This window comes from Caballeronia sp. PC1 (assembly GCF_021353155.1).
Lineage (GTDB): Bacteria > Pseudomonadota > Gammaproteobacteria > Burkholderiales > Burkholderiaceae > Caballeronia > Caballeronia cordobensis.
Genome location: NZ_JAJUBH010000001.1, coordinates 335470 through 359970 on the forward strand (window position 1 = coordinate 335470; position 24501 = coordinate 359970).

At 61.5% G+C, this 24501-nt stretch carries 19 protein-coding genes and 6 pseudogenes; 19 read left to right on the plus strand and 6 right to left on the minus strand.

What is annotated here, in order from left to right; all coding sequences use genetic code 11:
• Positions 1 to 12: 12 nt before the first annotated feature.
• From fghA to LY284_RS01625, 5 genes are read left to right on the plus strand one after another with little or no spacing between them, the layout of a single operon-like run.
• Complete coding sequence (fghA, locus tag LY284_RS01605; protein ID WP_023464790.1) at positions 13 to 843, plus strand: S-formylglutathione hydrolase; 831 nt, start codon at positions 13 to 15, stop codon at positions 841 to 843.
• Between the two features lie 18 nt (positions 844 to 861).
• Entirely contained in the window at positions 862 to 2169 is a 1308-nt protein-coding gene (locus tag LY284_RS01610; protein WP_028690947.1) for an NAD(P)/FAD-dependent oxidoreductase, read from the plus strand.
• A 51-nt stretch (positions 2170 to 2220) separates the two neighbouring features.
• The gene (locus tag LY284_RS01615; RefSeq protein ID WP_028690948.1) at positions 2221 to 3534 is read left to right on the plus strand and encodes a replication-associated recombination protein A; all 1314 of its coding nucleotides are present in this window, start codon (positions 2221 to 2223) and stop codon (positions 3532 to 3534) included.
• 60 nt (positions 3535 to 3594) lie between these two features.
• Positions 3595 to 5460, plus strand: coding sequence for a Na+/H+ antiporter NhaA (nhaA, locus tag LY284_RS01620; protein ID WP_153164369.1), 1866 nt, complete (start codon positions 3595 to 3597; stop codon positions 5458 to 5460).
• A 25-nt stretch (positions 5461 to 5485) separates the two neighbouring features.
• On the plus strand, positions 5486 to 8137 hold the full coding sequence (locus tag LY284_RS01625) for an excinuclease ABC subunit UvrA (RefSeq protein WP_028690950.1): 2652 nt from the start codon (positions 5486 to 5488) through the stop codon (positions 8135 to 8137).
• An 80-nt stretch (positions 8138 to 8217) separates the two neighbouring features.
• Here the strand turns inward: LY284_RS01625 and mobH are convergent, their stop codons facing one another.
• Entirely contained in the window at positions 8218 to 10062 is a 1845-nt protein-coding gene (gene mobH, locus LY284_RS01630; protein WP_028690951.1) for a MobH family relaxase, read from the minus strand.
• A 319-nt stretch (positions 10063 to 10381) separates the two neighbouring features.
• Between mobH and LY284_RS01635 the strand changes: the two genes are divergently transcribed.
• From LY284_RS01635 to LY284_RS01645, 3 genes are all read left to right on the plus strand, one after another.
• Positions 10382 to 11008 (plus strand): hypothetical protein, encoded by a 627-nt coding sequence (locus tag LY284_RS01635; RefSeq protein ID WP_023657212.1) that lies wholly within the window; start codon positions 10382 to 10384, stop codon positions 11006 to 11008.
• A gap of 12 nt (positions 11009 to 11020) precedes the next feature.
• Positions 11021 to 11653: an RES family NAD+ phosphorylase gene (locus tag LY284_RS01640; protein ID WP_028690952.1), complete on the plus strand. Its 633-nt coding sequence runs from the start codon at positions 11021 to 11023 to the stop codon at positions 11651 to 11653.
• 84 nt (positions 11654 to 11737) lie between these two features.
• Positions 11738 to 12103, plus strand: coding sequence for a DUF3742 family protein (locus LY284_RS01645; RefSeq protein WP_028690953.1), 366 nt, complete (start codon positions 11738 to 11740; stop codon positions 12101 to 12103).
• A 123-nt stretch (positions 12104 to 12226) separates the two neighbouring features.
• Here the strand turns inward: LY284_RS01645 and LY284_RS01650 are convergent, their stop codons facing one another.
• Complete coding sequence (locus LY284_RS01650) at positions 12227 to 13063, minus strand: aminoglycoside O-phosphotransferase APH(6)-Id (RefSeq protein ID WP_000480968.1); 837 nt, start codon at positions 13061 to 13063, stop codon at positions 12227 to 12229.
• A pseudogene (locus LY284_RS01655) lies at positions 13063 to 13647 on the minus strand (APH(3'') family aminoglycoside O-phosphotransferase); the annotation flags it as partial. The pseudogene LY284_RS01655 and the gene LY284_RS01650, both read right to left, overlap by 1 nt.
• 64 nt (positions 13648 to 13711) lie before the next feature.
• On the opposite strand from LY284_RS01655, the pseudogene LY284_RS01660 reads away from it, so the two are divergent.
• Positions 13712 to 14418: pseudogene (locus tag LY284_RS01660) on the plus strand (IS6-like element IS26 family transposase).
• A 357-nt stretch (positions 14419 to 14775) separates the two neighbouring features.
• Here LY284_RS01660 and LY284_RS01665 read toward each other — a convergent pair.
• A complete protein-coding gene (locus LY284_RS01665) occupies positions 14776 to 15054 on the minus strand; it encodes a tyrosine-type recombinase/integrase (protein WP_000015696.1) in 279 nt (92 codons plus the stop codon).
• A 268-nt stretch (positions 15055 to 15322) separates the two neighbouring features.
• Here LY284_RS01665 and LY284_RS39180 point away from each other — a divergent pair.
• Positions 15323 to 15412: pseudogene (locus LY284_RS39180) on the plus strand (type VI secretion protein); the annotation flags it as partial.
• A gap of 91 nt (positions 15413 to 15503) precedes the next feature.
• On the opposite strand, the gene tet(C) reads toward LY284_RS39180, so the two are convergent.
• Complete coding sequence (tet(C), locus tag LY284_RS01675; protein ID WP_001297013.1) at positions 15504 to 16694, minus strand: tetracycline efflux MFS transporter Tet(C); 1191 nt, start codon at positions 16692 to 16694, stop codon at positions 15504 to 15506.
• A 92-nt stretch (positions 16695 to 16786) separates the two neighbouring features.
• Here tet(C) and tetR(C) point away from each other — a divergent pair, with 92 nt between their 5' ends.
• The 8 genes and pseudogenes from tetR(C) (at position 16787) to LY284_RS01715 (ending at position 23010) form a co-directional block, all read left to right on the plus strand.
• Positions 16787 to 17446, plus strand: coding sequence for a tetracycline resistance transcriptional repressor TetR(C) (gene tetR(C) / locus LY284_RS01680; RefSeq protein ID WP_001038045.1), 660 nt, complete (start codon positions 16787 to 16789; stop codon positions 17444 to 17446).
• A 40-nt stretch (positions 17447 to 17486) separates the two neighbouring features.
• Complete coding sequence (locus tag LY284_RS01685; protein WP_233387130.1) at positions 17487 to 17711, plus strand: helix-turn-helix transcriptional regulator; 225 nt, start codon at positions 17487 to 17489, stop codon at positions 17709 to 17711.
• Positions 17632 to 18777, plus strand: a pseudogene (locus LY284_RS01690) (IS256 family transposase); the annotation flags it as partial. The gene LY284_RS01685 and the pseudogene LY284_RS01690, both read left to right, overlap by 80 nt.
• Positions 18778 to 18786: 9 nt before the next feature.
• Positions 18787 to 19302 carry a transposase gene (locus LY284_RS01695; protein ID WP_080443120.1) on the plus strand — a complete coding sequence of 172 codons (516 nt, stop codon included), beginning with the start codon at positions 18787 to 18789 and terminating at the stop codon, positions 19300 to 19302.
• Positions 19283 to 19627 (plus strand): IS66 family insertion sequence element accessory protein TnpB, encoded by a 345-nt coding sequence (gene tnpB, locus LY284_RS01700; RefSeq protein WP_233384185.1) that lies wholly within the window; start codon positions 19283 to 19285, stop codon positions 19625 to 19627. Before LY284_RS01695 ends, tnpB begins: the two co-directional genes overlap by 20 nt.
• 101 nt (positions 19628 to 19728) lie before the next feature.
• Entirely contained in the window at positions 19729 to 21315 is a 1587-nt protein-coding gene (locus tag LY284_RS01705; RefSeq protein WP_060734303.1) for an IS66 family transposase, read from the plus strand.
• A 39-nt stretch (positions 21316 to 21354) separates the two neighbouring features.
• Positions 21355 to 21528, plus strand: a pseudogene (locus LY284_RS01710) (IS256 family transposase); the annotation flags it as partial.
• Positions 21529 to 22305: 777 nt separating this feature from the next.
• Positions 22306 to 23010: an IS6-like element IS26 family transposase gene (locus tag LY284_RS01715; protein WP_001067855.1), complete on the plus strand. Its 705-nt coding sequence runs from the start codon at positions 22306 to 22308 to the stop codon at positions 23008 to 23010.
• Positions 23011 to 23062: 52 nt separating this feature from the next.
• Here LY284_RS01715 and intI1 read toward each other — a convergent pair.
• Positions 23063 to 23860 (minus strand): annotated as a pseudogene (intI1, locus tag LY284_RS01720) (class 1 integron integrase IntI1); the annotation flags it as partial.
• A 250-nt stretch (positions 23861 to 24110) separates the two neighbouring features.
• Between intI1 and qac the strand changes: the two are divergent.
• On the plus strand, positions 24111 to 24443 hold the full coding sequence (qac, locus tag LY284_RS01725; protein ID WP_015059047.1) for a quaternary ammonium compound efflux SMR transporter QacL: 333 nt from the start codon (positions 24111 to 24113) through the stop codon (positions 24441 to 24443).
• Positions 24444 to 24501: the final 58 nt, after the last annotated feature.

Consider the following 24501-nt stretch of genomic DNA (forward strand, 5'->3'; position numbering starts at 1 on the left):
TAGGAGAACACCATGGAACGCATCGAACATCACGCCAGCTTTGATGGTTGGCAGGACGTTTATCAGCATGAATCCACGACGCTCGGTTGCACGATGAAAGTCGGCGTCTATCTGCCTCCGCAGGCACAGCACGGCAAGGTGCCGGTGCTGTACTGGCTTTCAGGCCTCACCTGCACCGAGCAGAACTTCATCACCAAGTCCGCCGTCCAGCGCTACGCAGCCGAACATGGCATTGCCGTCGTCGCGCCCGATAGCAGCGCTCGCGGCGAAGGCGTTGCCGACGATCCCGCCTATGACCTCGGACAGGGGGCAGGTTTCTACGTCAACGCCACGCAGGAACCCTGGGCTGCGAATCATCGGATGTATGACTACGTGGTGCAGGAACTACCGGCGCTGATCGAGGCCCACTTTCCCGTGACAGCGGAGCGGAGCATCAGCGGCCATTCCATGGGGGGACACGGTGCTCTGGTCATCGCCCTGCGCAACCCGGGCCGTTATCGAAGCGTCTCGGCCTTCTCGCCCATCGTCGCGCCCACCCAGGTTCCCTGGGGACACAAGGCCTTCGAGGCGTACCTGGGCAGCGACCGGGAGGCGTGGAAGCAGTACGACACCGTGGAGCTGATTCGCACCGTGCAGGAGCGTCTGCCGCTGCTGGTGGATCAGGGTTTGGGCGACGAGTTCCTGGAGAGTCAGCTTCAGCCCGATCTGCTGCGCAAGGCCTGCGACGAGACGGGGCACCCGCTCACGTTGAATCTGCGCCCAGGCTACGACCACAGCTACTACTTCATTGCCAGTTTCATTGGCGAGCATATGGCACACCACGCATCGGCGCTGAAACGCTGAGAGAGAGGAGATCAGGTCATGACAAAGACCTCCAAAAACCGACATCACGTCGTCATTATCGGAGCGGGCTTCGGCGGGATCGAGGTTGCCAACCAGCTTGCTGGTGCCGAGGTCGATGTGACGATCATCGACCGGCGCAATCATCACCTGTTCCAGCCGCTGCTTTACCAGGTCGCAGGGGCATCTCTCTCGACATCCGAGATCGCCTGGCCTATTCGCTATCTATTCCGAAATCGCCCGGAAGTGAACACCTTGATGGCGGAAGTGGAAGGTATCGACCAGGACGCGCGTCAGGTCATTCTCAACAATGGCTCGCGCCAAACCTACGACACGCTCGTACTCGCGACAGGTGCTACCCATGCCTATTTCGGACACGACGAATGGGGGGCTTTCGCGCCGGGGTTGAAGACGCTGGAAGATGCCACGACCATTCGAGGCCGAATCCTCGCGGCTTTCGAGGAGGCCGAGCGCACGAGCGATCCTCAGCAGCGTGCCGCGCTGCAGACGTTCGTCATCATCGGTGGTGGTCCCACCGGGGTTGAATTGGCCGGGACCATCGCCGAGCTTGCACGAGACACGCTGGCGCGTGACTTCCGCTCGATCGACCCGAGCACGTCCCGGGTTGTACTGATCGAGGCGGGCCCGCGTCTGTTGTCCGTCTTTCCAGAGGATCTTTCGGCCTATACGCGCCAGGCACTCGAAAAGCTCGGGGTCGAGGTCGTGCTGGGTACGCCGGTCACCGAATGCTCGGCCGACGGCGTGGTGTATGGCGGCAAGCCTCTTTCGGCCAAGACCATCGTTTGGGCCGCCGGCGTCCAGGCGTCTCCCGCGGCTCGCTGGTTGGGTGCTGCGTCTGATCGTGCGGGTCGAGTGGTCGTTGGTCCCGACCTGACGGTGGCCGGTCGCCCGGAGGTCTTCGCCATCGGCGATACCGCCTCGTGCACCATGGCTGATGGGAAGCCCGTACCGGGCATCGCCCCCGCCGCCAAACAGCAAGGCAAGTACGTCGCCAACCTCATTGGACGGCGTTTGAAAGGCAAGCCCGCTGACGGGCCTTTCAAATACCGGCATCAGGGGAACCTGGCCACCATCGGCCGCAGCCTGGCCGTAATTGACATGGGGCGGGTTAAGCTGCGTGGAGCCTTTGCGTGGTGGATCTGGAAGCTCGCGCATATCTACTTTCTGATCGGTACGCGAAATCGTCTCAGCGTCGCGTTGAGCTGGGTATGGAACCATAGCATCGGCTACCGCGGCTCTCGCATCATCATGCATGCGATTAGCGACAAAGAGCCCACGGCGTTGGATAAATCCGGCTCTCTGGATTGAGGTGCACACCTTATCGGAACGTCAACTATCAGAAATACCAGGGAGAGGAACTTGACCGATCTATTCACGACAAAGCCCAAGCCTCCCTTGGCCGAACTCCTGCGGCCCAAGACGCTGGATGAATTCGTCGGGCAACGGCACTTGCTCGGCCCCGGCAAGCCGCTTCGTCTCGCGTTCGAGGCGGGCAAGTTGCACTCGTTCATCCTCTGGGGGCCGCCAGGCGTGGGCAAGACCACCCTGGGGCGCCTGGCCGCCAGTGCGACCGACAGCCGATTCATCGCCATCTCGGCCGTGCTTGCCGGGGTGAAGGACATCCGGCAAGCCATCGACGAGGCCCAGGCAGAACTGGGCAACCATGGTCGATCGACGGTGCTTTTCGTCGATGAGATCCATCGCTTCAACAAGGCGCAGCAGGATGCCCTACTGCCCCATGTCGAGTCGGGGCTCCTGACCCTGGTGGGGGGAACGACCGAGCATCCGGGGCTGGCGGTCAATTCCGCTCTGCTCTCACGCGCGCAGGTCTATACCCTCGAACCGCTGTCCGGCGACGAACTGAACCAGCTCTACGAACGCGCACTGCCGCATCTCCAGGGCGTCACGTTGGACGCGGACGCGCTGGATCTGCTCAAGGGCTTTGCCGATGGCGATGGCAGGCGCTTCCTCAATCTGCTTGAGCAGGTGACGAATGCTGCGTCGGGCGCGGGCAAGGCCGTGGTCGATGGCGAGTTTGCCAAACTGTCCACCAGCCCATCACTGCGCAGGTTCGACAAGGGCGGCGACGAGTTCTACTGGCAGCTCTCCGCCTTCCACAAGTCGCTGCGGGGCTCCGACCCCGACGCGGCCCTGTACTGGCTGGCCCGCATCCTCGACGGCAGCGGCGACGTCAGCCAGGTGACGCGCCGCATGATCGTGGTGGCCAGCGAAGACATCGGCAATGCCGACCCGCAGGCGCTGCAACTGGCGCTCAATGCCGCGCTGGCTTATGAGAGGCTGGGTTCCCCCGAAGGCGAAATACCGATTGCCCACGCGGCGACCTACCTTGCTGCCGCCCCCAAGTCGAACGCTGCCTATGCCGCCTGGAACAAGGCGAAGGCCTTCGTCAAGAACAGCGGCTCCCTGCCTGTGCCTCTCCATCTTCGCAATGCGCCGACGAAGCTGATGCAGCAGATGGGGTATCACGAAGGCTACCGCTATGCCCATGACGAGCCCAACGGCTATGCCGCTGGGCAAAGCTACTTTCCCGAGGGCGTGGCGCGGCCGGGCTGGTATCAGCCAACGGACAGAGGTGTTGAGCGCAGGCTGGGAGAAAGGCTTACTTGGCTGCGCTCGCTGGATGATGGGACGCTGCCAGAGGCGGACGCCTGACCGGTCGCCTCCGAAACCGGCTCATCGCGACTTCACGAACTACAGGAACAGGATAAGAACATGTCAGCCACTTCTTTCGGTGCATCCTCGGCGAATATCAGCCGGGGACGCGTTGCCCGCTATCTGCGCACGGAGTCTGGTGCTGCGGTGCTGCTGGTGATCGTCACGGTCGTGGCGCTGGCGTGGGCGAACTCGCCGCTATCCGATGCCTATTTCGCGTTGTGGCACCTGGACGTCGGGTTTGACTTCGGGCCGCTGGGCATGCACATGGATCTGCATCACTGGGTCAACGACGGCCTGATGGTGGTCTTCTTCTTCCTGATCGGCCTGGAGGTGCGTCAGGAGTTCGCCCACGGATCGCTCAGGGACCGCAGCCGTGCCCGTCTCGCTCTGATCGCGGGTGTCGCAGGTGTCGTGCTTCCCGCGCTGGTGTATGTCCTGATCGTGGGGCTGGCCGGAAGTGAAGGCCTGCACGGGTGGGGGGCGGTGGTCGGCACCGATACGGCATTCATGCTGGGCACCCTGGCGATCGTCGGCCCGCGGCTATCCGGTCAGTTGCGCGTGTTCCTGCTCACCCTGACCGTGGTCGATGACTTCCTCGCCGTGTCCATCATCGGCATCGTCTATAGCGAGGAGATTCGGATCGTCCCGTTGTTGATCGCCCTCGCCAGTCTCGTTGCGTTGTGGTGGCTAGGGCGCACCCGCCAGTGGCGGGCAATGCCGTATGTGCTGATCGTGATCGTGCTGTGGCTCGCAACCGTGTACTCCGGCATCCATGCCTCTCTCGCCGGGATGGCCGCGGGGCTGCTGATCCCCGCCTACGCGACGCAACGTCACAAGGTCGTCGCGGCAAAACAACTGTTCCGCGACTTCTGGCAGTCTCCGAGTGCCGCATCGGCCCGCGCGGTGGACTGCGGGCTGTCCCGGGGTATCTCGGTGAACGAGCGATTGCACGAGTTCCTGCGGCTGCCGACGGCGCTGCTGATCGTGCCGGTGTTCGCCTTGGCGAACGCCGGAGTGGACGTGCGTGGCGGGCTGCTCGCCGAGGCCTTCGGCTCGCCAGTCACGTGGGGCGTCATCGCAGGGCTCGTGCTCGGCAAGCTCGTGGGCATCGGGCTCATCACGCTCGTCGCCGTCCGTCTCGGCCTGGGCCGGCTGCCCGAGGGCGTCGGGGTGGGGAGCGTGTTCGGTGGTGCGGCACTGTCCGGGATCGGCTTCACCGTGTCGCTGCTGATCATCGGGCTCGCGTTCGGCACGACCTCCGACCTGGGCCGCCAGGCGACGGTCGGCGTGCTCGTGTCGATGGTGTTCGCCACGTTGCTCGGGTGGCTGATCTTCAAGGTCGCCGCCAAGCGGTGGGGTGAGAAGACCGCTGACCTGCCGATGGTGCTTGAGCCACCGGTCGATCCGGAGATCGATCACATCCGCGGGCCGGAGGACGCCCAGCTCACACTCGTCGAGTACGTGGACTTCGAGTGCGCGTACTGTGCGCACGCGACCGGTTCTTGGGACGATCTGCGTGCCCACTTCGGGGACGACCTGCGGTATGTGGTGCGCCATCTGCCGCACCACCCGCACGGGCCGATCGCCGCGCGGGCGTCCGAGGCAGCGGCGAACCAGGGGATGTTCTGGCCGTGGCTGGAGTTCGTGTTCACCCGTCAGCATGCGCTGGAGCGCGAGCATCTGATCGGCTACGCCGCCGAGCTTGGGCTCGACGTCGAACGGTTCATCGCGGATCTCGACAGCACCGCGGTGATCGAGCGTGTCGAGCGCGACCTCGCCAGTGCGGTCGCCAGCGGTGCGCACGCCACGCCGACGTTCTTCGTCGAGGGTCGTCGTCTGCGCGGCAGCTACGACGCCCGCACTGTCACCGCGGCGCTCGAAGCCAGTCGCCGCGGCCCACGAACTCAGGAAGTCCCGTCCTGAGCGGGACGAACTACAGGATAAGAACATGCCAAACAATTCTTTCGGTGAATCCTCTTGTACCGCTGCGGCCAGCGGCCTCGTGCAGGTGCGCGGGGCGCGCGAGAACAACCTCAAAGAGGTGGACGTTTCCATCCCGCGTAACGCGCTCGTGGTGTTCTCGGGAGTCTCCGGCTCCGGGAAGTCCTCGCTGGCCTTCGGCACCATCTATGCCGAGGCTCAGCGACGTTACTTCGAGTCGGTGGCCCCCTATGCGCGGCGATTGATCGACCAGGCCGGCGTGCCCGACGTCGATGCGATCGACGGCCTCCCGCCGGCGGTGGCGCTGCAGCAGCAGCGTGGCTCCAGCAACGCGCGTTCCTCCGTGGGCAGTGTGACCACCCTGTCCAGCCTGGTGCGGATGATGTATTCGCGCGCCGGCGCCTACCCAGCCAACCAGCCGATGCTGTACGCCGAGGATTTTTCGCCCAACACGCCGCAGGGAGCGTGCCCGACCTGCCACGGCCTGGGCCATGTGTACGAGGTGACCGAGGCCATCATGGTGCCCGATCCCTCCCTGAGCATCCGCGAGCGGGCGATCGCCTCCTGGCCCCCCGCCTGGCAAGGCCAGAACCTGCGCGACATCCTGGTCAGCATGGGCTACGACGTTGACCGACCGTGGAAGGACCTGCCGAAGAAGGATCGCGACTGGATTCTGTTCACCGAGGAAACACCGACGGTGCCGGTGTACGCCGGCTTCACGCCCGCCGAGACCCGCGCCGCGCTCAAGCGCAAGATGGAGCCGAGCTACATGGGCACCTTCACCGGTGCTCGCCGGTATGTGCTGCACACCTTTGCCAACACCCAGAGCGCGCTGATGAGAAAGCGCGTGTCCCGGTTCATGGAGGGCAAGCCGTGCCCCACCTGCCACGGCAAGCGGCTCAAGCCCGAGGCGTTGTCGGTCACCTTCGCCGGCGTGGACATCGGCGCGTTCATGCAGATGCCGCTGGACCAGTTGGCGGCCTTGCTCGAACCCATTGCCCAGGGTGATTTCCGCGCCCATGCAGCGGGGGCGGCTACGGACAAGGAAGCGACCCGGCGCGACCGTGCCCAACGCGCGGCCTCCGGTCGTGCCGTACACGCGGTATCGCCCGACGTGCGCCGCACCTCCGCGCTGTCGGAAGAAAAGCGCCTCGCCGCGCAGCGCCTGGCCGGTGGCGTGATGGCACGCCTGCGCCAACTGCGCGGGCTGGGCTTGGGCTACCTGACGCTGGACCGGGCCACGCCGACGCTTTCGGCTGGCGAGTTGCAACGCCTGCGGCTGGCTACGCAATTGAGTTCCCTGCTGTTCGGCGTCGTGTACGTGCTCGACGAGCCCTCGGCGGGGCTGCACCCCTCCGACAGCCAGGCCCTGTACGACGCACTCGATCGGCTGCGCGACGCAGGCAACTCGGTGTTCGTGGTGGAGCACGACCTGGAACTGATGCGCCGCGCGCAATGGCTAGTGGATGTCGGGCCGGATGCCGGGGAGCGTGGCGGCCGCGTGCTCTACAGTGGCGAGCCGGATGGCCTGCGCAAGATTGCCGAATCGCGCACCGCCCGTTACCTGTTCGACGAGATCCCCGCGCCGGGGAGCCGGGCACGCGAAGCGATCGGCTGGCTGGAGCTGCAGGGCGTCCACCGCCACAACCTGCATGGCGTGGACGCACGCATTCCGCTGGGCGTGCTGACGGCCGTCACCGGCATCTCCGGCTCGGGCAAGTCCAGCCTCGTCGCGCAGGCCCTGCCGGAGCTGGTGCTGCTGCACCTGGGCCACGAGCCGGAAGACGATGTAGCCGAAAGCGCCACCAGCGAAGGGCCGGCAGTGATCGAAGCGACCGGCGGCCATCTGGCGGGCGACGTGGACGCCGTACAGCGTCTGGTGCAGGTGGACCAGAAACCGATCGGGCGCACGCCGCGGTCGAACCTAGCCACCTACACGGGCCTGTTCGACCATGTGCGCAAGCTGTTCGCTGCCACGCCCGATGCGCGACGCCGCCGCTACGATGCCGGACGGTTCTCGTTCAACGTCGCCAAGGGGCGCTGCGAGACCTGCGAGGGCGAGGGCTTCGTCAGCGTGGAACTGCTGTTCATGCCCAGCGTGTACGCGCCGTGCCCGACGTGCCATGGCGCACGCTACAACGAGGCCACGCTGAAGGTGCAATGGAACGGGCGCAACATCGCCGAGGTGCTGCAGATGACCGTGGACGAAGCCAGCGAATTCTTCGCGGGTGAAGACGCTGTGGCAAGGCCACTGCAACTGCTGCGCGATATCGGACTGGGCTACCTGCGCCTGGGGCAACCGGCCACCGAGCTTTCCGGTGGCGAGGCGCAGCGTATCAAGCTGGCGACCGAGCTTCAGCGCAGCCAGCGCGGCCGAAGCCTGTACGTGCTCGACGAGCCGACTACCGGGCTGCATGCGTCGGACGCCGACCGGCTGCTGGTGCAGTTGCAGCGCCTGGTCGATGCCGGCAATACCGTAGTGATGATCGAACACGATATGCGCGCGGTGGCCCAGGCCGATTGGGTGATCGACGTGGGGCCTGGTGCAGGCGCTGCCGGCGGCAGCATCGTGGTGGCGGGCTCCCCTCAGCAGGTGGCCCGAACGTCTGGCAGCAGAACCGCTCCGTTCCTTGCACAGGAGTTGGCGCGGGCCGAGTAGCTCAGTTCGCCAAATGTTGCCAGTTTTCGCGGGGCATTGATCGTCGCCACACGACGGTGGCGATCAATGCCCGAATCGCGTCATCCTTCCTGAGTCAGAGCAAGATAGGGATTGTTGGGCGGTATTTCGGCGAGTGCCAAGGACCCATCTTCGAGGAGGTAGCCATGCAGTCGGCGGGACTTCCTCGGGCCCGTGACTTCACAGGTCCAAATGTTCAGGCCATTGGGCTGCTTTCGATGTAGCTGCAGCTTCTCGAAGCGCTTCTGCACCCACTGCCAATCCTGTTGACTCTCCTGCTTGGCGAGTGCGGCCACTTCGGGATGCTCCTGCGCATAGCGTTGGAACACACCCGGGCTGACCAGGTAGGCCGTGTCATTCACCGTATGCACGAGTGCCTTCGCGTCGTTGATGATGAGCCGTCGTGAGGCGATTCCCTGCTTCAGCCAAACCATGAACTGTTCCCCGGATGGCTTCGTTGCCGATGACCCAGGCGTAGGCGCGGGTGCAGGTGCAGGCGATGGAATGGACGTCGCGGCTGTTGCTGGCGCGGGGGTGTGGAGGAACTCCTCGGCATCCTGGCCAACGCCGGCCGACTCACCCAAGCCCACCATCGCGAGCAAATCCTCCATGACGTCGGGCACGGGCTGGGCTGCGGGCGGTGAAACGATGGTGGTGCTGTCGCCCTCCCAAATCGGAGGCTCTTGACCTCCCTGCGCTGGGTTCACCGAGACGGTAGGCGCGGGAGCCGACATGCTGGCGTCGTTTTCCGCGGGCGTCGCGTCGATCTCTACCGTGCCCGCGAAAGGTGCTGGTCGCTCGCCAGACTCCCAGATCAGCGCGGGAGCGAGACGCAACAGGGTGAACGAATGGGACCAGCCGGTCGTGCTGGTCACGGTCGCGCGCCAGACCGCCTTGCCGTCCGGTGTGGGCTGCAGCATGCCGTGGTCCTGCAGCACATTGAACACGGCGGTGTTGTTCGCAGGAATGCCATCGATCCCCTGAGACAGGAGGTGTGCGCGCAGTTTGTCCGAAACCGTCTTGCTCACCAGCCACAAACCATCCTCGGTGAGCCAGCCATCGGAGGCTTCCGGCTGGTTCAGCTTCAACTGTTCCTTGAGCAGGTAGCGCAACCCGTCCAGCAGCTTGCGTTGCAGTGCGTGCTTGGGCGCGGCCATGGCGCGCGCCGGATCGCCGCCCAGCTCCTGGGCCACCGACGCCCGGTCTGCTTGCACGACGAGTTCCCCCAGTACACCGGCATGTTCGTACTGACCGGCCAGCACATAGAGCAGCGGTGCCCAGAGAGCCGGATAGTCGCTGAGCCAGTCCAGGACGTGGCGGTCGAGCAGTTGGCGATAGAGCAAGCCTGTTGCGGCGCTGTGCAGGCGGTATTCGCGGTCGTCACGGTAGCGAAATCGGTACGCCTGGTGCAGCGGGCCATGCCACGGATGCCAAGTACTGCCGTCGGCCAGTTCGACGTGTAGATCGACGGCGATCTTGCCAATATCGTGGAGCAGCGCAGCATAGGCAACGGCGGCGGTCCAGGCTTCGGACTGGGCCGCCTGGTCTTCGGGACTGGCACCGATGGGCAGCAGATGGGACTGCCGCAGTTTCAGGCTGTAGGCGACGATCTCCAGGCCGTGGTCGAGCATGCCGCCCGGGTAGGCATGGTGATGCGCCTCGGAGGCCGGGAAGGCCTGGACCAGTTCGGCATAGCGTTCCAGGGGCGTGCGATACAGGGTGGCGAATTGCCTACGCGAGAGCGAGGTACGCTGCCAGATGTGCTCCAGCAGCTTCTGCCGGCGTGGGGTGGCCAGCAGCGATGCGGCCGACTCAGGACGCAGCAGCCCTTTCGGGAGGGCGGTGACGGGTGGTGGCGTCGGTGCGGCAGCGACCGGGGGCCGTTTTCGCTGGAACAGGGAAAGCATGTGGGTGTCCTGATGACGGGCCGACCGGGAGGCCTTTTGGCCTTTTCGAGGTAGGGCCTTTCCCCTTGCACCCCATTCCCTTGCCATTTCGGCCCTTTGGCCTTTAACCGTTTCGGTATAGCGAGGCCTGGGTTGCGGCTCCAGCGTCAATGTGGAACCCGCTCGAATGCATTGGACGGCGACCCGGCGCTGGCCTCTGCCTATGCTGTGGGAACGCTGCTTCCGCCAGGTAGGTTGTTCTCACTCAGGCGACTAAGTTGACAGACGCGACAAAGGCGACTAGAGTGAATCCTGTCCCAAACCTACTCGGGAGATGACCATGCCCACTGCCATTGAATTCATTGCCGACCGTCTGCCGCGCGTCACGGTGGAAGATGTACGCCGCTTCGCGGATACCGTCGAAATCCGGGATGCCACGGCTTTCGCGGCCGAGTTGCAGGCGTTCGTCCACGAGCGTGTGGAAGCGGTGACACTGCCCGCCAACTTGGAGGGGGAGACCGTTGGGCAGGCCCTTGCACGCAAGGCGGCCGCGCTGCGCGCCGACACGCGCTGGGCACCGAATGAAACCGACGTCCAGCGAGGCCGCGCCGTGCTGCTGGAAACCTTCAACCAGCCGCACAACCTGCCGCCCGCGGAGTTCGCCAAGCTGGCGGACAAGTCGCGCCAGCAGATCTACAAGGACATCCTCGCGCGTCGGCTGCTGGCGCTGAACGTGGGGCCGCGCGGTCAGAAGCTGCCCGACTGGCAGCTCGACCCGGTGAAACAGCAGTTGACCCAAACCGTGCTTCAGGAGGTCGAGGGTATCGATCACTGGACGATCTACCGCGCACTGTCCGAACCGCTCGAAGGCTTGGGTGGGCGCTCGCCGGTGGATGCGGTGACGCATGGCACGATCGATGACGTGGCCGAGGCCGTGTTCAACGTGCTGGGCGTCCAGGTGCATTGAAGCGAGATCGCCATGAGCCACGAGCTGCCTTCGTTCCTGATCGATGCCGGTGAACTGCTCCAGCATGTGAGCCGCGTCGTCTATCGGGGCAGCCCGCTGTACTATGGTCGCAGCAGCACGAATCGCTACGATGACCCGGCGGGGGCCTACGGCGTGCTCTACCTGGGGCGCGACCTGCCCACGGCGCTGATGGAGTCGGTGTTTCACAAGCACCAGTGGCTTGAAGACACGAAGCGCTCCATCGCCCTGAAGGAGGTCCACGCCCGGATGGTCCGCGCCGTGGGCGTGCTGGACGACGTGCTCCTGGCCGACCTCACGGCGCCGGGCGTCATGGCGGGCTACTTCGGCCTGAATCTGGAGCAGTTGGCGAGCCGCGACTACACGCACACGCAGCAGGTGTCCGCTCAGGTGCATGCGATGGTCGGCGACGACGGCCAGCCGCTGTTCGACGGGGTGCTCTATCCGTCGCGCAACAACTATCCCGCCGCGAGCATCGCCCTGTTCGAGCGTGCGGGAACGAAGGTCAGCGTTGTCGAGGACATCGACCTGGTTGACCATGTGGACTGGCCGCGTTTCGTTGCCACCTACCGCATCGGCGTGGAGCCCGACCCCGGCCCGGTGGAACCGGATGACGAAGCGTCCTGAAGCAGCAAGAAAACACATTGAAGCCCGAAACGGAATGAAGTGGAGCAAACAGGAATAGGCATTCCTCAGTAGCAGGAGACGACCATGAACACGACGACCCGCACCAGTACCGCAGAACGCCTCGGCCGTACCTTTGGCCGCGGATGGCGCGTCTATGCGCGTGGCGAACGGCGGGTATCGAATTGGTTGGTGGCCAAAGGGGTGCCTTCGGTTGGTGCCACAGTGCTGCTGTGGGTGGTCAAGCTGGCTGTGCTGGGCGCGCTGCTCTACGCCGCCTTCTGGTTCGCACTCGTGTTGCTGGGAGTCGTGGTGGCGGGATGGGCGGCGGCTGCCAATACATCGGAAGAAGACGAGTGGCCGTTCACCGACCTCACCGAACTGCGCAAGACACCCGGCTACGATCCCAATCTGTACAACGATACGTCGCACGAGTTGTACACCGACGACTGATCGGCACCGCGCTACTTGGGGTCGTTTGCGGGAGAGGGCGAAATCCTACGCTAAGGCTTTGGCCAACGATATTCTCCGGTAAGATTGATGTGTTCCCAGGGGATAGGAGAAGTCGCTTGATATCTAGTATGACGTCTGTCGCACCTGCTTGATCGCGGCCGCGATAGCTAGATCGCGTTGCTCCTCTTCTCCATCCGCGTTCCAAGCTGCGGAAAGGCACCCATAAGCGTACGCCTGGTCGAGCAGGCGACGCGGATCGACGTCCAGCGCACGAGAGAATGCGTCCGCCATCTGTGCAATGCGTCTAGGATCGAGACAAAGGTCGTCTCTGTCAGCCGGATCGTAGAACATATTGGCGGCGCCAAAGCCCACTTCACCGACCAGACCGACGGGATCTATCACCAGCCAGCCGCGACTGGAGAACATGATGTTTTCATGATGCAGATCGCCATGTAGCCCACGCAGTTCCGAGGCATTGCTCATCATTTGATCGGCTATAATCGCCGCGTGGACGTAGTCAGTTTGACAACCTGCGTTTTGATCATCGCGCGCCCGCTGAAACAAAGCTGCAAAGCGATCCCGGATCGGGAGAAGGGCAGAAGGCAGGGGTTCCTCAGATGCGGCATACAGCTTCGCCATTAGTTCCGCTGCAATTTCGGTCGCCTGGTAGTCGCCGTGCTCGGCAACGATGTGAGAGAGCATTCGCTCCCCGGCATATTCGAGCAACATCAGATTGTTCTCACGACCGAGCAACCGGACTGCTCCCCTCCCATTGCGCCATACCAGATAGTCGGCCCCGCGCAGTTCATCAGCAATGTCTTCTATAGGTTTCAATCCCTTGACGATTGCAGGAGTCCCGTCTGGCAATGAAACTTTCCAAACGAGGCTGGAAAAGGTGTCCGCAATGAGAACAGGTTGCGAAACGTGCCAATGAGCAGGAAAAACAGGCGGCATGAACATCAACCCCAAGTCAGAGGGTCCAATCGCAGATAGAAGGCAAGGCGTTCGCGGTCGGGGGCTTCGATCCCCAATACATTGAATAGGACAGCGAAGGCGCGCTCTGCTTCATCTGGCGCTGCCCAGTTCTCTTCGGCGTTAGCAATCATGAGTGCCAAATCGGCATAGCGATCTGCTGTTCCGAGCCGCCCAAGGTCGATCAGACCCGTGCATTGAAGAGTTTTAGGGTCCACCATGAAGTTCGGCATGCAGGGATCACCATGGCAAACAACCATATCGGTGCGCTCTTGGTCGAGCCGCACCGGTAGCTCTCGTTCGACACGAGCCAAAAGATCGAGCTGCGGCGTACTCTTGTCCTCGTCCGGTAAGAAGTCGGGATTGACGGCATTGCGGGACACCACATCAACGGCGCGTCCGAACATTCGCGACAGCCTGCGCTCAAACGGACATTGATCAACCGATAGGCTGTGAACAGCGCCAAGTTGCTGCCCCATTGACGGCCACGCTTTGAGCAAATCCGCTCCAGACAGATCAGCCGCCGGTACTCCCGGAATTGCCGTTATCACCAAGCATGCACCCTCCTGTTCCGGCACTGTTGCAAATAGTCGGTGGTGATAAACTTATCATCCCCTTTTGCTGATGGAGCTGCACATGAACCCATTCAAAGGCCGGCATTTTCAGCGTGACATCATTCTGTGGGCCGTACGCTGGTACTGCAAATACGGCATCAGTTACCGTGAGCTGCAGGAGATGCTGGCTGAACGCGGAGTGAATGTCGATCACTCCACGATTTACCGCTGGGTTCAGCGTTATGCGCCTGAAATGGAAAAACGGCTGCGCTGGTACTGGCGTAACCCTTCCGATCTTTGCCCGTGGCACATGGATGAAACCTACGTGAAGGTCAATGGCCGCTGGGCGTATCTGTACCGGGCCGTCGACAGCCGGGGCCGCACTGTCGATTTTTATCTCTCCTCCCGTCGTAACAGCAAAGCTGCATACCGGTTTCTGGGTAAAATCCTCAACAACGTGAGAAGAAGTGGCAGATCCCGCGATTCATCAACACGGATAAAGCGCCCGCCTATGGTCGCGCGCTTGCTCTGCTCAAACGCGAAGGCCGGTGCCCGTCTGACGTTGAACACCGACAGATTAAGTACCGGAACAACGTGATTGAATGCGATCATGGCAAACTGAAACGGATAATCGGCGCCACGCTGGGATTTAAATCCATGAAGACGGCTTACGCCACCATCAAAGGTATTGAGGTGATGCGTGCACTACGCAAAGGCCAGGCCTCAGCATTTTATTATGGTGATCCCCTGGGCGAAATGCGCCTGGTAAGCAGAGTTTTTGAAATGTAAGGCCTTTGAATAAGACAAAAGGCTGCCTCATCGCTAACTTTGCAACAGTGCCCCTGCGTGCGCTGCTGCCATGTCCACTACCTGACGCCGGTGATGGTGATGGCCTCGCCGGAGCGGGAATTTCTTAACCTCGACGAATTTAGACGATCGGCGGGCGAGGGGATGTCGTGGCAAGGTCCGCCTTGCGCTGCTCCGCAAGGGCGACACCAGCGGGTTCGTCGGCGGCCACGCCTAGCGCGACCGCAACCAAGCGTCGAAAAAGTATACGCTCGTCACCCGCCGTCTCCTGTGCTGAGAGTCTCAGGCCGATCGGCCGGCAGGGCTCAATGTCAGCAAACGCGTGATGAGCGGTGGCCTTCAACAGTGATAAGGCGGCACCAGAGAAAAATCACTCAGGGTCAATGCCAGCGCTTCGTTAATACAGATGTAGGTGTTCCACAGGGTAGCCAGCAGCATCCTGCGATGCAGATCCGGAACATAATGGTGCAGGGCGCTGACTTCCGGTGCCAGCAGATATTTTGGCAGTTTGCCTTGGATCAGAGCCATCTGACGCAGGGCTAGTGCAGCCGGATAGTCAATAGCTACCGGCAGCGGTGCGGACTGTTGTAACTCAGAATAAGAAATGAGGCCGCTCATGGCGTTGACTCTCAGTCATAGTATCGTGGTATCACCGGTTGGTTCCACTCTCTGTTGCGGGCAACTTCAGCAGCACGTAGGGGACTTCCGCGTTTCCAGACTTTACGAAACACGGAAACCGAAGACCATTCATGTTGTTGCTCAGGTCGCAGACGTTTTGCAGCAGCAGTCGCTTCACGTTCGCTCGCGTATCGGTGATTCATTCTGCTAACCAGTAAGGCAACCCCGCCAGCCTAGCCGGGTCCTCAACGACAGGAGCACGATCATGCGCACCCGTGGCCAGGACCCAACGCTGCCCGAGATGCGCCGCGTGCGGCTGCTGGAGATGGCGGACGCGATGGATATGTTCTGCCAAGGGTTGGTTTGCGCATTCACAGTTCTCCGCAAGAATTGATTGGCTCCAATTCTTGGAGTGGTGAATCCGTTAGCGAGGTGCCGCCGGCTTCCATTCAGGTCGAGGTGGCCCGGCTCCATGCACCGCGACGCAACGCGGGGAGGCAGACAAGGTATAGGGCGGCGCCTACAATCCATGCCAACCCGTTCCATGTGCTCGCCGAGGCGGCATAAATCGCCGTGACGATCAGCGGTCCAATGATCGAAGTTAGGCTGGTAAGAGCCGCGAGCGATCCTTGAAGCTGTCCCTGATGGTCGTCATCTACCTGCCTGGACAGCATGGCCTGCAACGCGGGCATCCCGATGCCGCCGGAAGCGAGAAGAATCATAATGGGGAAGGCCATCCAGCCTCGCGTCGCGAACGCCAGCAAGACGTAGCCCAGCGCGTCGGCCGCCATGCCGGCGATAATGGCCTGCTTCTCGCCGAAACGTTTGGTGGCGGGACCAGTGACGAAGGCTTGAGCGAGGGCGTGCAAGATTCCGAATACCGCAAGCGACAGGCCGATCATCGTCGCGCTCCAGCGAAAGCGGTCCTCGCCGAAAATGACCCAGAGCGCTGCCGGCACCTGTCCTACGAGTTGCATGATAAAGAAGACAGTCATAAGTGCGGCGACGATAGTCATGCCCCGCGCCCACCGGAAGGAGCTGACTGGGTTGAAGGCTCTCAAGGGCATCGGTCGACGCTCTCCCTTATGCGACTCCTGCATTAGGAAGCAGCCCAGTAGTAGGTTGAGGCCGTTGAGCACCGCCGCCGCAAGGAATGGTGCATGCAAGGAGATGGCGCCCAACAGTCCCCCGGCCACGGGGCCTGCCACCATACCCACGCCGAAACAAGCGCTCATGAGCCCGAAGTGGCGAGCCCGATCTTCCCCATCGGTGATGTCGGCGATATAGGCGCCAGCAACCGCACCTGTGGCGCCGGTGATGCCGGCCACGATGCGTCCGGCGTAGAGGATCCACAGGACGGGTGTGGTCGCCATGATCGCGTAGTCGATAGTGGCTCCAAGTAGCGAAGCGAGCAGGACTGGGCGGCGGCCAAAGCGGTCGGACAGTGCTCCGAGAACGGGTGCGCATAGAAATTGCATCAACGCATATAGCGCTAGCAGCACGCCATAGTGACTGGCGATGCTGTCGGAATGGACGATATCCCGCAAGAGGCCCGGCAGTACCGGCATAACCAAGCCTATGCCTACAGCATCCAGGGTGACGGTGCCGAGGATGACGATGAGCGCATTGTTAGATTTCATACACGGTGCCTGACTGCGTTAGCAATTTAACTGTGATAAACTACCGCATTAAAGCTTATCGATGATAAGCTGTCAAACATGAGAATTCGCGAATGAACAAGCTCCAACGCGAGGCCGTGATCCGAACCGCGCTCGAACTGCTTAACGACGTGGGCATGGAAGGTCTAACGACGCGCCGACTGGCTGAGCGCCTCGGGGTGCAACAGCCAGCGCTCTACTGGCATTTCAAGAACAAGCGTGCGTTGCTCGACGCACTTGCCGAAGCCATGCTGACGATAAATCACACGCATTCGACGCCAAGGGATGACGACGACTGGCGTTCGTTCCTGAAGGGCAATGCATGCAGTTTTCGACGGGCGTTGCTCGCTTATCGCGATGGCGCGCGTATTCATGCCGGGACGCGGCCAGCCGCGCCGCAGATGGAAAAAGCCGACGCGCAGCTTCGCTTCCTTTGCGATGCTGGCTTTTCGGCAGGTGACGCGACCTATGCGTTGATGGCAATCAGCTACTTCACCGTCGGCGCTGTTCTTGAGCAGCAAGCTAGCGAGGCAGACGCCGAGGAGCGGGGCGAAGATCAGTTGACCACCTCAGCGTCTACGATGCCGGCGCGCCTACAGAGCGCGATGAAAATCGTCTACGAAGGCGGTCCGGACGCGGCATTCGAGCGAGGCCTGGCTCTCATCATCGGCGGTCTTGAAAAAATGAGGCTCACTACGAACGACATTGAGGTGCTGAAGAATGTTGACGAATGACAGGGGGCGGCAGGTGCGGAGGGCGCGGTTGCTTCGTCATATGAAGCAAAGTCACCTAGCTGAATTAATGGGTGTGGATCAGGCAACCGTGTCGCGCTGGGAGCGGGGCACCCTTGCATTGTCGGATGGGAGGAGCTTGTCAGAAATTTTGTGTGTGAGGCATAGCATGTCGACAAGGAGCATGAATGCCACGCAAGACCAAACCCACCGCTTTGGCGGACCAGGCGGCACAGCCGCAATTTCACATCCCGGCCGAGCTGCTTGACCAGTTGGTGACCGGGCCCATGACGCCGGGCCAAGTCCAAGGGCTGTTCGATCAGTTCAAGAAGTCAATTCTTGAGCGGGCGCTGGGCGCCGAGATGAGTCATCACCTAGGCTATGCGCCCGGCCAAGCCAAGCCCACAGGCGGATCAGCCAACCACCGCAACGGCAAGAGCACCAAGACCGTACTGACCGATGTGGGGGCGCTGCGCATCGATGTCCCACGCGATCGCGAAGGCAGCTTCGAGCCGCAGCTCATTGGCAAGCACGAGCGGCGCTTTACGGGTTTCGACGACAAGATCATCGCCATGTACGCACGCGGCATGACGGTGCGCGAGATCCAGGGTTTCCTGGCTGAGATGTACTCGGTGGACGTCTCGCCCGAGCTCATCAGCCGTGTCACCGATGAGGTGATGGGCGAGGTCACGGCCTGGCAGACACGGCCGCTGGAGGCGATGTACCCGGTGGTGTTCTTCGATGCGCTGCGGGTCAAGATTCGCGAGGATGCGGTGGTGCGCTCCAAGGCCGTCTACCTGGCGCTGGGCGTACTGCCTGACGGCTCGCGCGACATCCTGGGAATCTGGATCGAGAACACCGAGGGGGCGAAGTTCTGGATGAAGGTCTTCAACGATCTGAAGACGCGCGGGGTGCAGGACATCCTGATTGCCGTCACCGACGGCCTCAAGGGCATGCCAGAGGCGCTGGGCGCAGTGTTCCCGGCGACGACGCTGCAGACCTGCATCGTGCACCTGATCCGGGGTGGCCTGGACTTTGCGTCATGGAAAGACCGCAAGGCGCTGGCCGCAGCCATCAAACCCATCTACACCGCGGTGAGCGCCGAGGCGGCCGAGGCCGAGTTGGATGCGTTTGCGGCCGGCCCCTGGGGGCAGCGGTTCCCGACCGTGGTCAGCGCCTGGCGCCGGGCCTGGGACAAGGTCATCCCGTTCTTCGCCTTCCCGCCCGAGGTGCGGCGCGTGATCTACACCACCAACGCCATCGAGAGCGTGAACGCACGGCTGCGCAAGATCATCGTAAGCGGTCCGTTGTCGGCGTCCTTCCCGCGCGATGAGTGATAGGCGATGCTGGTGTCCACTTCAACTTTCAAGTGGACACTACCCATGGCAGAGGACAGGAATCTGAAGGAGCGGCTGGTAAGGGGCTTTGAGCGTGATGGCAAGCGCCGTTGCTTTGACGAACAGGCCAAGCGTGAGCTGGTGCTGGCCTGTCTGCGACCAGGGGTGTCCGTCGCCGGGATGGCGCTGGAATACGGCCTGAACGCCAACCTGTTGCGTAAATGGATTCGTCAGTATCAAAGCGATGCTACCAGTGAGGGGGCGCCGAACGGCGTGGCCAAGGCAATGCCGACGTTCATCCCGGTTGTTCAGCCGGGACATGCCGATGTTACGGCATGCGAGGCTCATGCGGCACCGGTTGCGCTCGCACGGCAGGCGCAACGCGTCACGCTGCCGTCGCAACTGATTGCCGAACTGCCTAACGGTGTCAAGCTCATCCTTGAATGTGCCGGCGACGATTCAAGCCTGGTGATGACGATGATCGAGACGCTGGGAAGGTGCCATGTTCCGGTTCGACGCTGATCTGAAGGTTTACGTTCACCGCGATGCCGTCGATTTCCGCAAGGGCATTACGGGCCTTTCGACGATCGTGGAGCAGGCACTGGGACTCGATCCGTTCGCACGGGCGGTCTACGTGTTCCGCAACCGGCGTGCCGATCGCCTGAAGCTTCTGCTATGGGAGCGTAACGGGTTCTGGTTGATGCTGCGCCGCCTGGAGGCTGACCGCTTTGCCTGGCCGCGCAGCGAACCAGTACTGGAACTGAGCGTCGAGCAACTGCATTGGCTGCTGGAGGGCATTGATCTGACAGCGATGCGCAGCACCCGGCGCGATACTATGCACGCGTGAGCTGAGGAGGATGTATCGCTGTCGCGCGAGCGCGGCGCGCGCACAACAATTTGCGCGGTGACGTAAACCCATTTCGCAGCGCAAGCCGGTATGGTTGTGGCATGAACCGCATTTTGATCACCGCCGCAGAACTCGCTGCCCTCATCGCCGAACGCGATGCGATGCTCGCCGAGCGCGACGCGCTGCGTGGCGAACTGCGGGTCACGAAGGTCGAGCGTGATTTGCTCAAGGAACAGCTGAAGGCATTCGAGCGACGGCTGTTCGGGGCGAAGAGCGAAGCACGCAGCGAGGCCCAGCGGGACCTGTTCCTCAATGAAGCGGAAGCGCTGGCTCCGACGACCGCCACGTTACCCGCCCAGGAAGACGACACAGACAGTACGTCGGTGGCAGGCCACAAGCGCGGCAAGCCCGGGCGCAAGCCGCTGGACCCGGCATTGCCACGCAAGGTGATCCGTTACGAGCTCACTGAAGAAGAACGGGTGTGCCAGAACGACGGCAGTGTGCTCGTGGAGATCGGCGTCGAGGTCAGCGAACAGCTGGACATCATCCCGCAGCAGGTTCAGGTGATCCGTCACGAGCGCGTGAAGTACGCATGCCAGCAGTGCGACCAGGGCATGAAGGTGACGCCGGCGCGAGCACGCATCATCCCCAGGGGCCTGTTCACCGAAGCGGCGCTGGCGTGGTTCGTCGTCTCGAAGTATATCGACGGCCTGCCGCTGTACCGGATCGCTGCGCTGCTGCGCCGCTTTGGCGGCGACATCTCGCGAAACACGCTGGCTGCAAGCGTAGTGCGCCTGGGACATTCGGTACAGCCCGTCATCAACCTGATGCGTGATGTGATGCTCGACAGCGAGATCGGGTTCGGCGACGAAACCACCGTGCAGGTTCTCAAGGAGCCAGGGCGCGCACCGCAGACAAAGAGTTACGTCTGGGTCCAGATGAACGGCAGTGGTCCACCCGTGCGCCTGTTTACCTATGCGCCGGGGCGCTCCCAACAGCTTGGTGCGGACGTGTGGGCCGGCATGCGCCATGGCGCCGTGCTGATGACCGACGGGTACAAACCGTATGACACGATCGCGAAGGCTAATGCACTCGTGCATCTTGGTTGCTGGGCGCACTGCAGGAGGTATTTTGTGGAAGCCGAGGCGGCATTGCCCAAAGATGCCCGTGGCCGCCATCAGCCGTCCACCCAGTTTATCTACCTGATCGGCAAGCTCTATGCGGCCGAATCGCATGCCAACAAGAAACCGCACTGGCGAGCGCGCCTGCGCCGCCGCTATAGCCGTGCGGTGCTCACGAAGATCAGGACCCTGCTCGATGAGTACCTGGAAACAACCGCGCCCACAGGGCTGCTGGGCAAGGCCTTGAACTACACGGCGGGACAGTGGCCCAAGCTGATCCGTTACGTCGAGAATCCGGCATGGCCCGTTGACAATAATTTATGTGAGAACATGATCCGCCCGTTTGTCCTGGGGAGAAAGGCATGGCTTTTTTCGGACACCGTAGGAGGTGCAAAGGCCTCGGCAAACCTGTATTCACTCGTCCAGACCTGCGTCGCGAATCGCATCGATATCTACGCGTATCTTGTCGACCTGTTCAAGGCTCTGCCGCTCGCGAAGACCGCAGAGGATTACGAAGCTCTACTTCCTTGGAGACTGGGCAAGGTCCTTTTAGAAAAAAATCGATAGGTCAAGTTGGCGGGCAGGACGTGCTTCACTGACCGCTTACAGATCATCAAAACGCGCGGCCACTTCCCCAGCGACGAGGCGGCCACCAAGCTGATCTGGCTGGCGCTGCGCAACATCACCGCGGACTGGGGGCGGGCGGCCAACCACTGGAAATCAGCGATGAACCAATTTGCGATCCTCTACGAGGACCGATTTACCAGATCGGGCCAGTAAGATCACCAAGCCGCCTCACGATTGAGTGACGGATTCAACAGCCTCACACACAGAAATCCTGACACTCCCGATGGGAGGTGGTCAGCGGTTCTTCAATTGCTTACCGGGCCTTCCGATTCATCGTACGACGCTGCGCTGAAGCGTCTGGTGCAATCCTCCGCCCACAAAGTCCATCTGGTAGCGACCGGACACATTGTTTGCTCGCGGCATCTCCGGCCAGGCAAAGGGAATTGCGGATTGACCTAGCCGAACTCCTTGGTAAATCGCTGCGTGTTTATGCGTCCCCGAGATAGTTGCGGCCGACTCTGCGCTTAATGGGCTCGGTTGGCATGAGGGGCGGCTGGGGTCACTCGAGGTGGATACCGGCCCGAACTGGAGCGAGGAACTTCCATACTGCCAAGGCGAATGCTGTGGGAGCGCATCATGCTCGCTGATGGTAGCCCGGCACTACTTGTTACCACCACAGCTTAATGCGAAGGGTGCTCCTGTTCTTGTGCATATTTTATGCGCTGCTGATTGTGCATCGAACTGATAACCTCAACGGGTCTGCTTTGTAGTTCACCACACCCCTGACGCGCGCGTGCCGGATAAGCAGAACTATGGTGCCGATGGATGTCAGGAACACTCGGCCTGGTTCGTAACTAGGTCGTCCTGCGCGATCCTGCGGCTAGGGCCGGAATCGTGCTCGCCAGTCAGGCGCTGATGAAGCCTATGGGCACTGTTGCAAATAGTCGGTGGTGATAAACTTATCATCCCCTTTTGCTGATGGAGCTGCACATGAACCCATTCAAAGGCCGGCATTTTCAGCGTGACATCATTCTGTGGGCCGTACGCTGGTACTGCAAATACGGCATCAGTTACCGTGAGCTGCAGGAGATGCTGGCTGAACGCGGAGTGAATGTCGATCACTCCACGATTTACCGCTGGGTTCAGCGTTATGCGCCTGAAATGGAAAAACGGCTGCGCTGGTACTGGCGTAACCCTTCCGATCTTTGCCCGTGGCACATGGATGAAACCTACGTGAAGGTCAATGGCCGCTGGGCGTATCTGTACCGGGCCGTCGACAGCCGGGGCCGCACTGTCGATTTTTATCTCTCCTCCCGTCGTAACAGCAAAGCTGCATACCGGTTTCTGGGTAAAATCCTCAACAACGTGAAGAAGTGGCAGATCCCGCGATTCATCAACACGGATAAAGCGCCCGCCTATGGTCGCGCGCTTGCTCTGCTCAAACGCGAAGGCCGGTGCCCGTCTGACGTTGAACACCGACAGATTAAGTACCGGAACAACGTGATTGAATGCGATCATGGCAAACTGAAACGGATAATCGGCGCCACGCTGGGATTTAAATCCATGAAGACGGCTTACGCCACCATCAAAGGTATTGAGGTGATGCGTGCACTACGCAAAGGCCAGGCCTCAGCATTTTATTATGGTGATCCCCTGGGCGAAATGCGCCTGGTAAGCAGAGTTTTTGAAATGTAAGGCCTTTGAATAAGACAAAAGGCTGCCTCATCGCTAACTTTGCAACAGTGCCTTCTACGGCACGTTTGAAGGCGCGCTGAAAGGTCTGGTCATACATGTGATGGCGACGCACGACACCGCTCCGTGGATCGGTCGAATGCGTGTGCTGCGCAAAAACCCAGAACCACGGCCAGGAATGCCCGGCGCGCGGATACTTCCGCTCAAGGGCGTCGGGAAGCGCAACGCCGCTGCGGCCCTCGGCCTGGTCCTTCAGCCACCATGCCCGTGCACGCGACAGCTGCTCGCGCAGGCTGGGTGCCAAGCTCTCGGGTAACATCAAGGCCCGATCCTTGGAGCCCTTGCCCTCCCGCACGATGATCGTGCCGTGATCGAAATCCAGATCCTTGACCCGCAGTTGCAAACCCTCACTGATCCGCATGCCCGTTCCATACAGAAGCTGGGCGAACAAACGATGCTCGCCTTCCAGAAAACCGAGGATGCGAACCACTTCATCCGGGGTCAGCACCACCGGCAAGCGCCGCGACGGCCGAGGTCTTCCGATCTCCTGAAGCCAGGGCAGATCCGTGCACAGCACCTTGCCGTAGAAGAACAGCAAGGCCGCCAATGCCTGACGATGCGTGGAGACCGAAACCTTGCGCTCGTTCGCCAGCCAGGACAGAAATGCCTCGACTTCGCTGCTGCCCAAGGTTGCCGGGTGACGCACACCGTGGAAACGGATGAAGGCACGAACCCAGTGGACATAAGCCTGTTCGGTTCGTAAACTGTAATGCAAGTAGCGTATGCGCTCACGCAACTGGTCCAGAACCTTGACCGAACGCAGCGGTGGTAACGGCGCAGTGGCGGTTTTCATGGCTTGTTATGACTGTTTTTTTGTACAGTCTATGCCTCGGGCATCCAAGCAGCAAGCGCGTTACGCCGTGGGTCGATGTTTGATGTTATGGAGCAGCAACGATGTTACGCAGCAGGGCAGTCGCCCTAAAACAAAGTTAGATGCCAGATTTGGCGTTGCGTATGCTCACAGAAAATCGACAGCCGCAAGACTGTTTTTGGCAACTCATAGCCACCACTATTTATCCTTCATACCGTAGAGGAGATTGCACGTGAAGAACTGGCTCTTTCTGGCTATTGCAATATTTGGTGAGGTCGTCGCAACTTCCGCACTGAAGTCCAGCCATGGATTCACCAAGTTAGTTCCTTCTGTTGTAGTTGTGGCTGGCTACGGGCTTGCGTTCTATTTCCTCTCTCTCGCAATCAAGTCCATCCCGGTCGGCATTGCTTATGCTGTTTGGGCTGGCCTCGGCATCGTACTTGTGGCAGCTATCGCTTGGATCTTCCATGGCCAGAAACTAGACTTGTGGGCGTTCGTTGGCATGGGACTTATCGTTAGTGGCGTCGCCGTTCTAAATCTGCTATCCAAGGTCAGCGCACATTGATCGGGCTGGCATCTAACAATTCATTCAAGCCGACGCCGCTTCGCGGCGCGGCTTAATT

What these genes read in the sequence shown, in the direction of transcription:
- fghA (WP_023464790.1), top strand. Translation starts at nt 13, where the DNA reads ATGGAACGCATCGAACATCACGCCAGCTTTGATGGTTGGCAGGACGTT.
- LY284_RS01610 (WP_028690947.1), top strand. Translation starts at nt 862, where the DNA reads ATGACAAAGACCTCCAAAAACCGACATCACGTCGTCATTATCGGAGCG.
- nhaA (WP_153164369.1), top strand. Translation starts at nt 3,595, where the DNA reads ATGTCAGCCACTTCTTTCGGTGCATCCTCGGCGAATATCAGCCGGGGA.
- LY284_RS01625 (WP_028690950.1), top strand. Translation starts at nt 5,486, where the DNA reads ATGCCAAACAATTCTTTCGGTGAATCCTCTTGTACCGCTGCGGCCAGC.
- mobH (WP_028690951.1), bottom strand. Translation starts at nt 10,062, where the DNA reads ATGCTTTCCCTGTTCCAGCGAAAACGGCCCCCGGTCGCTGCCGCACCG.
- LY284_RS01635 (WP_023657212.1), top strand. Translation starts at nt 10,382, where the DNA reads ATGCCCACTGCCATTGAATTCATTGCCGACCGTCTGCCGCGCGTCACG.
- LY284_RS01640 (WP_028690952.1), top strand. Translation starts at nt 11,021, where the DNA reads ATGAGCCACGAGCTGCCTTCGTTCCTGATCGATGCCGGTGAACTGCTC.
- LY284_RS01645 (WP_028690953.1), top strand. Translation starts at nt 11,738, where the DNA reads ATGAACACGACGACCCGCACCAGTACCGCAGAACGCCTCGGCCGTACC.
- LY284_RS01650 (WP_000480968.1), bottom strand. Translation starts at nt 13,063, where the DNA reads ATGTTCATGCCGCCTGTTTTTCCTGCTCATTGGCACGTTTCGCAACCT.
- LY284_RS01665 (WP_000015696.1), bottom strand. Translation starts at nt 15,054, where the DNA reads ATGAGCGGCCTCATTTCTTATTCTGAGTTACAACAGTCCGCACCGCTG.
- LY284_RS01685 (WP_233387130.1), top strand. Translation starts at nt 17,487, where the DNA reads ATGAAGCAAAGTCACCTAGCTGAATTAATGGGTGTGGATCAGGCAACC.
- LY284_RS01695 (WP_080443120.1), top strand. Translation starts at nt 18,787, where the DNA reads ATGCTGGTGTCCACTTCAACTTTCAAGTGGACACTACCCATGGCAGAG.
- tnpB (WP_233384185.1), top strand. Translation starts at nt 19,283, where the DNA reads ATGTTCCGGTTCGACGCTGATCTGAAGGTTTACGTTCACCGCGATGCC.
- LY284_RS01705 (WP_060734303.1), top strand. Translation starts at nt 19,729, where the DNA reads ATGAACCGCATTTTGATCACCGCCGCAGAACTCGCTGCCCTCATCGCC.
- LY284_RS01715 (WP_001067855.1), top strand. Translation starts at nt 22,306, where the DNA reads ATGAACCCATTCAAAGGCCGGCATTTTCAGCGTGACATCATTCTGTGG.